The 12,013-nt window shown below is 71.2% G+C and carries 11 protein-coding genes; 10 read left to right on the forward strand and 1 reads right to left on the reverse strand.

The window, feature by feature from the left end:
- Window positions 1-9: 9 nt before the first annotated feature.
- Genes EXE59_RS17695 through EXE59_RS17710 form a run of 4 tightly spaced genes read left to right on the forward strand, consistent with a single transcriptional unit; the run spans window position 10 to window position 5,168 of the window.
- Window positions 10-2,058, forward strand: a complete 2,049-nt coding sequence (locus EXE59_RS17695) for an APC family permease (RefSeq protein WP_135840078.1) — start codon at window positions 10-12, stop codon at window positions 2,056-2,058.
- The gene (locus EXE59_RS17700; RefSeq protein WP_135840079.1) at window positions 2,055-3,266 is read left to right on the forward strand and encodes a class I SAM-dependent RNA methyltransferase; all 1,212 of its coding nucleotides are present in this window, start codon (window positions 2,055-2,057) and stop codon (window positions 3,264-3,266) included. Before EXE59_RS17695 ends, EXE59_RS17700 begins: the two co-directional genes overlap by 4 nt.
- 21 nt (window positions 3,267-3,287) lie before the next feature.
- Window positions 3,288-4,793: a hypothetical protein gene (locus tag EXE59_RS17705; protein ID WP_135840080.1), complete on the forward strand. Its 1,506-nt coding sequence runs from the start codon at window positions 3,288-3,290 to the stop codon at window positions 4,791-4,793.
- An 18-nt stretch (window positions 4,794-4,811) separates the two neighbouring features.
- Entirely contained in the window at window positions 4,812-5,168 is a 357-nt protein-coding gene (locus tag EXE59_RS17710) for a hypothetical protein (protein WP_135840081.1), read from the forward strand.
- A 1-nt stretch (window position 5,169) separates the two neighbouring features.
- Here EXE59_RS17710 and EXE59_RS17715 read toward each other — a convergent pair whose 3' ends face one another.
- On the reverse strand, window positions 5,170-5,496 hold the full coding sequence (locus tag EXE59_RS17715; RefSeq protein ID WP_135840082.1) for an ATP-binding protein: 327 nt from the start codon (window positions 5,494-5,496) through the stop codon (window positions 5,170-5,172).
- Between the two features lie 150 nt (window positions 5,497-5,646).
- On the opposite strand from EXE59_RS17715, the gene EXE59_RS17720 reads away from it, so the two are divergent.
- The 6 genes from EXE59_RS17720 to EXE59_RS17745 all read left to right on the forward strand — a co-directional run bounded on the left by EXE59_RS17720 (window position 5,647) and on the right by EXE59_RS17745 (window position 12,011).
- The gene (locus EXE59_RS17720; RefSeq protein ID WP_135841376.1) at window positions 5,647-8,481 is read left to right on the forward strand and encodes an aconitate hydratase; all 2,835 of its coding nucleotides are present in this window, start codon (window positions 5,647-5,649) and stop codon (window positions 8,479-8,481) included.
- 2 nt (window positions 8,482-8,483) lie between these two features.
- Window positions 8,484-9,086 carry a hypothetical protein gene (locus tag EXE59_RS17725; RefSeq protein WP_135840083.1) on the forward strand — a complete coding sequence of 201 codons (603 nt, stop codon included), beginning with the start codon at window positions 8,484-8,486 and terminating at the stop codon, window positions 9,084-9,086.
- Window positions 9,087-9,190: 104 nt separating this feature from the next.
- Complete coding sequence (locus EXE59_RS17730; RefSeq protein ID WP_135840084.1) at window positions 9,191-10,549, forward strand: hypothetical protein; 1,359 nt, start codon at window positions 9,191-9,193, stop codon at window positions 10,547-10,549.
- Window positions 10,536-11,042, forward strand: a complete 507-nt coding sequence (locus EXE59_RS17735; RefSeq protein WP_135840085.1) for a SigE family RNA polymerase sigma factor — start codon at window positions 10,536-10,538, stop codon at window positions 11,040-11,042. Before EXE59_RS17730 ends, EXE59_RS17735 begins: the two co-directional genes overlap by 14 nt.
- The gene (locus EXE59_RS17740; protein ID WP_135840086.1) at window positions 11,039-11,689 is read left to right on the forward strand and encodes a thioredoxin-like domain-containing protein; all 651 of its coding nucleotides are present in this window, start codon (window positions 11,039-11,041) and stop codon (window positions 11,687-11,689) included. Before EXE59_RS17735 ends, EXE59_RS17740 begins: the two co-directional genes overlap by 4 nt.
- 22 nt (window positions 11,690-11,711) lie before the next feature.
- Entirely contained in the window at window positions 11,712-12,011 is a 300-nt protein-coding gene (locus EXE59_RS17745; protein WP_135840087.1) for a thiamine-binding protein, read from the forward strand.
- Window positions 12,012-12,013 lie beyond the last annotated feature (2 nt).

Here is a 12,013-nt window from a genome sequence, read left to right on the forward strand (position 1 = left end):
TTGCCGCCCGTGAGTGTCGGCGACGTGTCCAAGCGGATCCTGCTGGGCCGCAAGCTGAGGAGCAGCCAGCTGGGCGAGACCCTGCTGCCCAAGCGCATCGCGCTGCCGGTGTTCGCCAGCGACGCGCTGTCCTCGGTCGCGTACGCCCCGGACGAGGTCTTCATCATGCTGGCGGTCGCGGGCGCGTCGACCTACGTCTGGTCGTGGAAGATCGGCCTCGCCGTCGCCGTGGTCATGCTCACCGTGATCGCCAGCTACCGCCAGACCGTGCACGCCTATCCCTCCGGGGGCGGCGACTACGAGGTCGCCACCGTCAACCTCGGACGCAACGCAGGCGTGACGGTGGCCAGCGCCCTGCTGGTCGACTACGTCCTCACCGTGGCGGTGTCGATCTCGTCAGCGTCCCAGTACGCCGCTGGTGCGATCCCGCCGCTGATCGGCCACGAGGCGACGGTCGGCGTGGTCGCGGTGGCGGCGCTGATGGCGATGAACCTGCGCGGCGTACGTGAGTCCGGCGCGTTCTTCGCCGTGCCGACCTACCTGTTCATGGTGGCGATCCTCGGCATGTGCGTGTACGGCCTGCTGAGACTGCTTTCGGGGGACCTCCCCGACGCGGAGAGCGCGGACCTCCAGATCGTGCCCCAGCCCGGGTGGGAGGAGCCGCTCACCCAGATCGGCCTGATGTTCCTGCTCGCGCGGGCGTTCTCGTCGGGCTGTGCGGCGCTGACGGGCGTCGAGGCGATCAGCAATGGCGTGCCGGCGTTCCGCAAGCCCAAGAGCCGCAACGCCGCCACCACCTTGCTCCTGCTCGGCCTGATCGCCATCACGATGATGATGAGCGTCATCGTGCTCGCCAAGCAGATGACGATCCGCTACGTCGATCCCCATCACCTCGAGCAGCTGCGCACGTCGAGCGGCGCGGTCCCCGAGGGCTACGAGCAGCACCCGGTGATATCGCAGATCGCCGCAGGCGTGTTCGACCACTTCTCGCCGGGCTTCTACTTCGTCGTCACGGTCACCGGCATCATCCTCGTCCTGGCGGCCAACACGGCCTTCAACGGCTTCCCGGTGCTCGGCTCGATCCTCGCCCAGGACGGCCTCGCGCCGCGCTCGTTGGGATCGCGCGGCGACCGCCTCGCCTACAGCAACGGCATCGTCTTCCTCGCTGCGATGTCCATGTTGCTGATCTGGGTCTTCGACGCCGAGACGACCAAGCTCATCCAGCTCTACATCGTCGGCGTCTTCGTGTCCTTCAACCTCAGCCAGCTCGGCATGATCCGGCACTGGACGCGGCACCTGCGCACGGAGCGCGATCCCGCCGTGCGTCGGCGGATGATGCGGTCACGAGCGATCAACACGTTCGGCCTCGGGATGACTGCGGTCGTGCTGGTGATCGTGCTGATCACGAAGTTCCTCGCCGGCGCCTGGATCACCATCATCGCGATGGGTGTCTTCTTCGCCGTGATGCAGGCCATCGGACGCCACTACGCGCGCGTCGAGCTCGAGCTCGCGGCCGACGAGCAGGACAAGGTCATGCCGACCCGCGTCCACGCGATCGTCCTCGCCTCCAGGCTGCACAAGCCGACCCTGCGAGCGCTCGCCTTCGCCCGCGCCACCCGCCCCAACGTCCTCGAGGCCATCTACGTCAGCATCGACCCCCGCGCGACCAACCGCCTGCTCGAGGAGTGGGACGAGCGGCACCTCGACATCCCGCTCAAGGTGCTGCACTCGCCCTACCGCGAGGTCGTGCGCCCGATCGTCGAGTACACCCAGGAGATCCGGCGAGCCAGCCCGCGCGGTGTGGTCGCGGTCTACATCCCCGAGTACGTCGTAGGTCGCTGGTGGGAGCAGCTGCTCCACAACCAGACGGCGCTGCGGCTCAAGGGCCGCCTGCTGTTCACTCCGGGCGTGATGGTCATCTCCGTGCCCTACCAGCTCCGGTCGTCCCAGGTCGCCCAGGAGCGCGGCCGGCTCGACGACACCCGCGTCCACGCCGGTGACCTCCGCCGCGGCCGCGTGGGCAACCGCGAGACCGGCCGGCAGGTCGACGACGCATGAGCCGCACGAACCGGCCGCGTCGCGCCCGCGGCCGCTCCCGGGTGGGGGAGCACTTCGAGGTCGAGGTGGGACCCGTCGCCCACGGTGGCCACTGCGTCGCCCGCCTGCCCGAGCCGGCTTCGCGCGTCGTGTTCGTACGCCACGCGCTGCCCGGCGAACGGGTGCTCGTGCAGATCACCGAGGGCACCGAGGGTGACGGGTTCTGGCGTGGCGACGCCGTCCGGATCGACGCCCCGTCCGCCGATCGGGTGGCTCCTCCGTGCCCCGTGGCCGGACCTGGCCTGTGCGGCGGCTGCGACTTCCAGCACGTCGCCGTCCCGGCCCAGCGCGACCTGAAGACGTCCGTCGTGCGCGAGCAGCTGGTCCGGCTCGGCCGACTCCCTGCCGACTCGGAGGTGGTCACCGGCCTCCGCGTCGAGGCCGTCCCGGTCCCCGGCCGGGCGGACGACGGCCTGCGCTGGCGCACCCGGCAGCGGTACGCCGTCCTCCCCGACGGGCGGCCCGCGATGCGTGCCCACCGCTCGCACGAGCTCGTCCCCCTCGACGACTGCCTCATCGCGGTCGACGAGGCGCGTCCACCGGTGTCGCTACCCGAGGGGGGAGCCCCGCGTCCCTCACGAGACCCCGTCACCCACATCGTCACCGCGGCCGGACAGGTCCACGACTTCACCGCCGCCGCCGACGGCTTCTGGCAGGTCCACCCCGACGCGCCGCGCGTGCTGGTCGAGGCCGTCCTCGACCTGTTGGCGCCGCGGCCGGGGGAGCGCGCGCTCGACCTCTACTCCGGGGTGGGCCTGTTCGCCCGCTTCGTCGGCGAGGCGACCGGCGCCCGGGTGGTCGCTGTCGAGGCCGAGCGCACGGCCTGCCAGCACGCCCGCGGCAACCTGTCGGCGCTCAAGGCCGCCGTCGTCGAGTGCGGCCCGACCGACCGGGTGCTGCGCACGGGCTACGACGAGCCTTTCGACCTGGTCGTCCTCGACCCGCCTCGAGAGGGCGCGAAGCGGGCCGTGGTCGAGCAGGTCGTCGACCGTCGCCCCCGCGCCGTCGCGTACGTCGCCTGCGACCCCGCCGCCCTGGGCCGCGACGTCGCGATCTTCGCCGAGCACGACTACGAGCTCACCGCCATCCGCGCCTTCGACCTCTTCCCGATGACGCACCACGTGGAGTGCGTCGCGCTGTTGACGAGAACCGGCCCCGGCGCGCGGTGATCCCGAACTAGAGTCGGGCGGGTGCGTCTCGTCTCGGCCGTCCTCGGGTTCCTTCTCAGGAAGCTCGGCGTGTTCGTTGCGGTCCTCGTCTCCCTGTTCCTCGGTCTCGTGCTGATGTCCTCGCTCGTCCCGGAGCTCCAGCGGGCGGAGGCGGAGCGTGATCGGCTGCGCGAGGTGTCGCAGGAGCGCAGGGCTCTGGAGAACGAGGTCGGGCAGCTTCGGAGCGCCTCTGAGGAGGCCCTCGTCGAGGAGGTCGCGTCGCTTGCAGCGGAGGCCGCCGAAGAGGCCGTCGAAGCACGCCAGCAGGTGTCCGAGGCGTCCAGGGAGGCGGAGCGGCGCCTGGACGAGCGGGACGAGGCCTGTGGAACCGTCGACAAGGTGATCGCGTGGGTCCTTCCGGGCAACGCGTGCAAGGCCGCAGAGGAGGCGTTGGAGAAGGCAGAAGAGCTGAAGGACACGGTCGACCGAGGTCTCGCCCGGGCGGAGGAGAGGGTCGTGGTGCTCTCGGACCCCGACCTGACCGCCGACGAGAAGCTCGATCGGCTCGGGGAGGACGACCTTCAGTCTGCAGCCACGAGGGACCTCGAGGTTGCGAAGGCGGAGCTTGCGCAGAAGCAGGCCGAGGAGAGGAGCCTGGAGGAGGCGCAGGGGTCGTGGGCAGGGCGCGTCGTCAACCTGTGGGCGCGGTCCTGGAAGTGGCTGGCCGGCATCGCGGTGCTGGTCGTCGTCATGCCGGGTGTCATGCGGGTCGTCAGCTACTTCGTGCTGATGCCGCTCGTGAGCCGCTCGCAGAAACGGATTCGTCTGGCCGATGGCGTCGACGATACCGACGCCACGCTCACGACCGGCCTCGCCGAACGTACGCTGACGGTCGAGCTCGGCCACGGCGAGGTGCTCTCGGCGCGCTCGGAGCACGTACGACCGGTCGAGGGGAAGAAGGCCCACGGCCGGCTGATCTACGACCCGTCCGCTCCGTTCGTGAGCTTCTCCGCCGGTCTCTACGGCCTGAGCCGGATCGCTGGTGACGAGAACGGCACCGTGGCGGTGCTGGCAACGCCCGAGGACCCCGACTCGTACCTGATGCGCATCGACATCACGGACCACCCCGGACTGGTGATGCACCCGCGGCACGTCGTGGGCGTCATCGGCGCGCCCGGCCTGCGGACCCGGTGGCGGTGGGGCATCCTGGCCCTGGCCAGGTGGCAGGTGCGCTACATCATGTTCGCCGGCACGGGCAGCCTGATCGTGCAGGGCAGTGGCGAGGTGAAGGCCGACAGCCCCCGATGCGGATCCCTGCGGATCGAGCAGCACCTGGTGATGGGCTTCGACTCGCGCCTCGTCCTGGGGGTCAACCGGACCGAGGTGTTCTGGCCTTACCTGTGGGGCCGCACACCGCTGGTCGACGACGAGTTCACCGGGGTCCACCCGTTCTTTTGGCAGAAGGCGAGCAACCAGGGGCCCAGCAACCCGGTCGCACGAGCGTTCAGCACCTTCTTCTCGGCGTTCGGCAAGCTGCTGGGCTTCTGAGTCTGGCAGGGTGGCCCCATGGCCAGCTACGCGGTCAACCCGGCTGCCGTCGCCCACGCTCGGCGGCTCATCGACGGCCGTCAGTACGTGCTCGACAGCGACTGGGGTGAGGTCCAGCCACGGGCCGACGCCGAGAACGCCTACCTCGAGCGGCACTCGTGGGAGGACTACGCCGCCTGGCACCTCGGCCTCACCGAAGGCGCCAACGAGGGCACCAAGGCCCGCTACGCGTTCGTGTACGGCGACCTGCGGCGGGTGCACCGCAGCGGGCTCATCGCGTGCGTCTACCGGGCCGCGGAATGGCGGCACAAGGCGGTGGAGCTCGCCGCCCACGACCTGTTGCAGCGCCTCGACCAGATGGCCGGCATCGAGTAGGTCATACGAGAGCGGCCAGCGCAGCGAGCGCGGACTCCTGCTCGCTCGCGTCGACCACCGCCCACCCGTGGCCCGTGGCCAGGTCGAGCAGCTGCCGACGTCCCTCGAGCACCAGCTCGTCGCCGCCGCGCTCCTCGATGATCCGCGAGACGACGGCCGTCAGGGGCGTGACCGCGCGGGCGTGGAGGCGCTCGAGCAGCACGGAGACCCACGACCGCAGCTCGTCGATGTCGCAGAGCAGCGTCCCGGGGTGCGCGGCGGCGTGGGCGCTGGCCAGTGTGGACTTCCCGACGCCGGAGGGACCGTTGAGGTGGAGGAGGGTCGGCACGCGGGGAGGCTATCCGGGCGAGCCCGGCCGTGTGATATCTTGACGTCAAGATACTGCGATGCCAGAACTAAGGGTCGCCTGCCTTCCCGTCCTCTCCCGTACGACGGCAAGATGGGTGCGAACCCGCGAACTCCCGAGGAGATGTGGCTGATGGCCAGTCAGGACAGCTTCGGTGCCAAGGGCACCCTGGACGTGGACGGACAGTCCTACGAGATCTACCGGCTCGACGCGGTCGAGGGAGAGGGCCTCGACGTCGAGAGCCTGCCCTTCTCGCTCAAGGTGCTGCTGGAGAACCTGCTCCGCACCGAGGACGGCGCCGACATCACGGCCGACCACATCAGGGCGATCGCCGGCTGGGACGCCAGCGCGAACCCCGACCAGGAGATCCAGTTCACGCCCGCGCGCGTGATCATGCAGGACTTCACCGGCGTCCCCTGCGTCGTCGACCTCGCCACCATGCGCGAGGCGATGGCCGAGCTCGGCGGCGACGCCACGAAGATCAACCCGCTCGCACCGGCCGAGATGGTCATCGACCACTCCGTCATCGCCGACGTCTTCGGCTCCGCCGACGCCTTCGAGCGCAATGTCGAGATCGAGTACGAGCGCAACCGCGAGCGCTACCAATTCCTCCGCTGGGGCCAGGGCGCCTTCGACGACTTCAAGGTCGTCCCCCCGGGCACGGGCATCGTGCACCAGGTCAACATCGAGCACCTCGCCCGCGTCGTCATGGTGCGCGACGGCGTCGCCTACCCCGACACCTGCGTCGGCACCGACTCCCACACCACGATGGTCAACGGCATCGGCGTGGTCGGCTGGGGCGTCGGCGGCATCGAGGCCGAGGCCGCGATGCTCGGCCAGCCGGTCTCCATGCTGATCCCGCGCGTGGTCGGCTTCAAGCTGTCGGGCGAGCTGCCCGCCGGCTCGACCGCCACCGACCTCGTCCTGACGATCACCGAGATGCTCCGCGAGCACGGTGTGGTCGGCAAGTTCGTCGAGTTCTACGGCGAGGGTGTCTCCGCGCTGCCGCTCGCCAACCGCGCCACGATCGGCAACATGAGCCCGGAGTTCGGTTCGACGATCGCCGTCTTCCCGATCGACGAGCAGACGATCGACTACCTCCGCCTGACCGGACGCACCGACGACCAGCTCGCGCTCGTCGAGGCGTACGCCAAGGAGCAGGGGCTCTGGCACGACCCGAGCGCGGAGCCCCGCTACAGCGAGCGCCTCGAGCTCGACCTCGCCACGGTGGTGCCCTCGCTCGCCGGCCCGAAGCGTCCCCAGGACCGCGTCGAGGTCTCGGCCGCGAAGGACTCGTTCCGCGCGGCCCTGAGCGACTACGTCGACGAGGGTGACTCCGACCCGGACGACGCCGCCGAGGCGACGGGTTACGACGAGGCGGTGGAGGAGTCCTTCCCGGCCTCCGACTCGCCGAGCCACGAGGGCGGCAACGGCAAGCCCGTTCACGTCGACGCACCCAAGGACGGCGGTCGACCCACGAAGCCCACGAAGGTGTCGCTCGACGGCCAGGAGGTCGAGATCGACCACGGCGCAGTCGTGATCGCCGCGATCACCTCGTGCACCAACACCTCCAACCCGAGCGTGATGATCGGTGCCGCACTGCTGGCCAAGAACGCGGTCGAGAAGGGCCTGACCCGCAAGCCGTGGGTGAAGACCTCGCTCGCGCCGGGATCCAAGGTCGTCTCGGACTACTACGACCGCGCCGGGCTGACGCCGTACCTCGACAAGCTCGGCTTCAACCTCGTCGGCTACGGCTGCACGACCTGCATCGGCAACTCCGGCCCGCTCATCCCCGAGGTGTCCGCAGCCGTCAACGAGGCGGACCTGGCCGTCGTCTCGGTGCTGTCGGGCAACCGCAACTTCGAGGGCCGGATCAACCCGGACGTGAAGATGAACTACCTCGCGTCGCCGCCGCTCGTCGTGGCCTACGCGCTGGCCGGCTCGATGGACGTCGACCTGTTCGGCGACCCGCTCGGTCAGGACTCTGATGGCAACGACGTCTTCCTCGAGGACATCTGGCCCAGCCCGCAGGAGGTCGAGGAGACCATCGCCCACGCGATCACCTCCGACATGTTCGGCGACTCCTACGCCGACGTGTTCAAGGGCGACGAGCGCTGGCAGTCGCTGCCCACCCCGGAGGGCAACACCTTCGAGTGGGACGAGCAGTCGACCTACGTGCGGCGTCCTCCCTACTTCGACGGCATGCCCGACGAGCCGGAGCCGGTCAGCGACATCGTCGGTGCCCGGGTGCTGCTCAAGCTGGGTGACTCGGTGACCACCGACCACATCAGCCCGGCCGGCGCGATCAAGAAGGACAGCCCGGCCGGCACGTACCTCGCCGAGCACGGCGTCGAGCAGCGCGACTTCAACTCCTACGGCTCGCGCCGCGGCAACCACGAGGTCATGATCCGCGGCACGTTCGCCAACATCCGCCTGCGCAACCAGCTCGCGCCGGGCACCGAGGGCGGCGTGACGCGCGACTTCACCAAGGACGGCGAGGTCACCAGCGTCTACGAGGCGAGCCAGAACTACCAGGCTGCAGGCACCCCGCTGGTCGTCCTGGCGGGCAAGGAGTACGGCTCCGGCTCGTCGCGCGACTGGGCCGCCAAGGGCACCGCGCTGCTGGGCGTGAAGGCCGTCATCGCCGAGTCCTACGAGCGCATCCACCGCTCGAACCTCATCGGCATGGGCGTCATCCCGCTCCAGTTCCCCGCGGGCAAGACCGCCGAGGACCTGGGACTCACGGGCGCCGAGGTCATCTCGATCTCCGGCATCACGGCGCTCAACGACGGCACCACGCCCAAGACGGTCACCGTCAAGGTGGAGCCGGCGCCGGGCACCGACCAGGCGCACGGCGAGACCAGCGAGTTCGAGGCCACCGTCCGCATCGACACCCCGGGCGAGGCGAACTACTACCGCAACGGCGGGATCATGCAGTACGTCCTGCGCAACCTGCTCAAGGGCTGACCTTGCGCGAGTTCCTCACGCAGGCGCAGGCGGCCGCCGACTCCACCACCGGTGGGGACGGCGGCCGCCTGCCGCTCGGCGGCATGGTCGACTGGGAGGTCTTCCCCTTCGAGCGCGAGGGCCTGCGGTCGCGCCCGCTCGTCGACTACGCCGTCCCCGAGCCCGACCGCCGCAAGGCGCCGGAGGACTGCAAGACCTGCACCGCCCTCGGTCGCGACGACCTCGTGCTGCACACGGGGGAGCGGCTCGCAGTCATCCGCCCGGGTGGCACGTCGTTGCCCTTCGTCGCCAACGTCGTCTCCCGCACCCACGAGGTCCTCGACGACCTCGGCGACGACGGGCACGTCGAGCTGGGCCGCCTCATCGGGCGCACGTACGCCGCCCTCCGCGCGCTCGACGGTGTCGGCAACGTGCACGTCAACAAGTGGGAGAACGGCACCGGTCACCTCTCGGTGACGCTCCTCGCCCGCCCACTCGGCGTGCTCCAGCTCCGCGGGTCCAACCTGCCGGTCTGGGCCGACATGCTCCCGGCGACCCCGCCCGAGGAGCTCGCCGCCCGGGCCGACGTCGTCCGGGCCGCCCTCGCTCGCTCGGTGGTCGAGTAGTCCGCGCGCGCCAGCGAGCGGACTACTCGAGACCCGGACCCCTCCGAATCGGCATCTCGTGGCGTGTGGACGTGTGAGGCTGTCCACCCATCCGAGGAGCTCCCATGTCCGCACCGCCCGCCGACGTCGTCGACCGGCTCGAGCGCCTGGCCGCGCACGCGCCCGGTGGGGCCATCGACCCGGACGCGGTCTGGACGCACGGCCGGCGTCGCAGGCGCGTACGCCTCGGCGCGGCGCTCGCGGCCGTCGCCGCCGTCGGGCTGCTGGGCGCGACGACCACGCCGCTGCTCGTCGAGCGTGCCCAGCGGGTGCAGCCGGCGGACGTGGGGGAGCGGATGGTGCTCCCGGACGTGATCCGGCAGCCGGGTGGGTGGGAGCCTGCGTTCCCGTCCACCCCCGGGCGGCTGTCGGCGGTCGGAGTCGGCACCAGGTCGGGCCTGTGGTCCGACCGCAACGCCTTCTGGGGGGTCTCCGCTGCGACGGGGGAGTCGCGGTTCCTCGACCTGCCCGGATCGATCGAGCTCGGCCAGCCCGCCCTGTCGCACGACGGCTCGCGCGTGGCGTACTGGATCGCGACCACCGCCGACGTCGATGCGCTCGGTCAGGCAGGGGAGAGCGCGATGCTCGCCGACGGGGTCGCCGTGCTCGACCTCGAGACCGGGAAGCGCGACGCCTGGACCGTCGAGTCCGACCACGGCCTGTGGGTCGGTGGCCTGGCCTGGGCGGGGGACGTGCTGTGGTGGTCTGCCGGGCCGGCGCAGGCGCAGGGGGACGGTGCGCTGGCCGCACGCACCCGGCCCCGGACGTGGGACCTCGACACCGGCGAGCGCGACGACACCCCCAGCTCGGTGCAACGCCGCGTCAGCCCCAACGGCGTCGGCCACGCACCGGGTGGCTTCGTCCAGCAGCCCAGCTCGCGGCGCCTCACGCTCGTGTCGGGGCACGAGCCGACCACGCTGCGACTCATGCTGCCGGACGACGCGCCCTCGGCGGCCGGTACGACCGATGCGACCGTGAGCACCGACGGCTCGCTCGTCGCGACCCTGCTGATGCCCGACGCGAGCACCTACGACGAGTCACCCAAGGCGGTCCTCGTCGGCGACCTCGAGGGCCGGGACGTCGCCCTACGCCGAATCGGCGACGTGTCCGCGCAGTCCGTACTCGGGTGGCGGTCCGCAACCGAGCTGGTCGTCGCATCGGTCGACGACGTCGAAGCGGGTCGTCCGCAGCGGGCGAGTCGCGCCCGGATCCTTGACGTCACGTCCGGTGCGCAAGACCCGTTGCTCGCGTTCTCCGGCAACACGCCCCACGTGGCTGCCGACGCGTGGACGGCAGAGGTCGTCCCCGCCCCTGACGCCCCCTTCGCCCCCGACCCGCGCCTGGTCGGGCTCGGGCTCCTGGCTGCGGCGTTCGTGGGCTGGCGGATCACCGTACGGGTCAGGAGCCGCCGTGGCCACGCCTGACGGCTTCGCCGAGTTCGTGCTCGCCCGGCAGGCTGCGCTGCTGCGCACGGCGTACCTCCTCACCGGGCACGCGCAGGACGCCGAGGACCTCGTGCAGACCACGCTGGTCAAGGTGGTCCCGCAGTGGCGGCGGATCCGCGACAACCCCGAGCCGTACGTCAGGCGGGTCCTCGTCAACGAGAACGTCTCGCGTTGGCGTCGTCGCCGGTGGCGCGAGGAGAGCACCGACGCGCTGCCCGAGCAGCTCGCCGACGCCCCGGACCACGACGAGCTGCTCGCCGTACGCTCCGCGCTGGCCGCCCTCGCGCCCCGGCAGCGGGCGGTCCTCGTGCTGCGCTACTACGAGGGCCGCTCCGAGGCAGAGATCGCCGCGGCGCTCGGGATCGCGCCGGGCACGGTGAAGTCGCTGGCCCGCGACGGGCTCGCCAGGCTGAGGCAGGCCCTCCCCGCCGAGGACGACGCCGTGGAGGGCGCCGGTAGCCTGACGCGGTGATCGACGCCGACGGCCAGCCCGCTCCACCGCGCCCGGAGCCGGCACCCGTGGTCCAGGAGTTGGGGCCCCGTCGGCTGCCCCTCGTCCTGGCGAGCGTCGCCGCCGCGCTCGTGCTCGCCGCCGCTCTCGTCGCGCCGCTGGTGGACCGGCTGGTCCGCGGTGACGAGCTGGAGCAACGCGCGCTCGACCTCAGCCTCGTCGAGACCTGGGAGATCACCGACCGGGCGCACACGACCGGCGACGTCACATACCCGCAGGATCCGCCCGCCGGGGGCGCGCACGCGCCGATCTGGCTGGCGTGCGGCGTCTACGACGAGCCGGTGCGCGAGGAGAACGCCGTCCACGACCTCGAGCACGGCACCGTCTGGATCACCCACGACCCCGGCCTGTCCGCCGCGGACGTCGAGGCGCTGGCCGACCGGCTCCCGGACAACGGCATCATGTCGCCGCGCGAGGGCCTGCCCTCACCGGTGGTGGTCACCGTCTGGGGTGCCCAGCTCCGGCTCGACGGCGCAGACGACGAGCGGCTCGGGCTCTTCCTCGAGGAGTACGGCGACGGCCACACCGCCCCGGAGCTCGGGGTCAGCTGCCAGGGCGGCACCCCCGACCCCCAGGGGGCGACCCCGGACGAGGGCACCAACACCTGAGGGGCCCGGCTAGCGTGGTCGCATGATCGTGGCCTTCTCGCTCTCGCCCATGTCCAGCGACCCGACCGGGTCCGTCACCGAGGCGGTCGCCTCTGCCGTACGGGTCGTCCGCGAGTCCGGGCTGCCGCACGAGACCAACGCGATGTTCACCAACATCGAGGGGGAGTGGGACGAGGTGATGACAGTCGTCAAGCGCGCCGTCGACGTGGTCGCCGAGGTGTCCCCGCGGGTCGGTCTCGTGCTGAAGGCCGACATCCGGCCGGGCTACGACGGGCAGCTCACTGCCAAGGTCGAGCGCATCGAGGAGGCGCTGGGCGACTGAGC

Source organism: Nocardioides eburneiflavus (assembly GCF_004785795.1).
Taxonomy (GTDB): domain Bacteria; phylum Actinomycetota; class Actinomycetes; order Propionibacteriales; family Nocardioidaceae; genus Nocardioides; species Nocardioides eburneiflavus.

Coding starts and splice junctions, on each gene's coding strand:
- EXE59_RS17700 (WP_135840079.1), top strand. CDS start 2,055: ATGAGCCGCACGAACCGGCCGCGTCGCGCCCGCGGCCGCTCCCGGGTG.
- EXE59_RS17710 (WP_135840081.1), top strand. CDS start 4,812: ATGGCCAGCTACGCGGTCAACCCGGCTGCCGTCGCCCACGCTCGGCGG.
- EXE59_RS17720 (WP_135841376.1), top strand. CDS start 5,647: ATGGCCAGTCAGGACAGCTTCGGTGCCAAGGGCACCCTGGACGTGGAC.
- EXE59_RS17730 (WP_135840084.1), top strand. CDS start 9,191: ATGTCCGCACCGCCCGCCGACGTCGTCGACCGGCTCGAGCGCCTGGCC.
- EXE59_RS17745 (WP_135840087.1), top strand. CDS start 11,712: ATGATCGTGGCCTTCTCGCTCTCGCCCATGTCCAGCGACCCGACCGGG.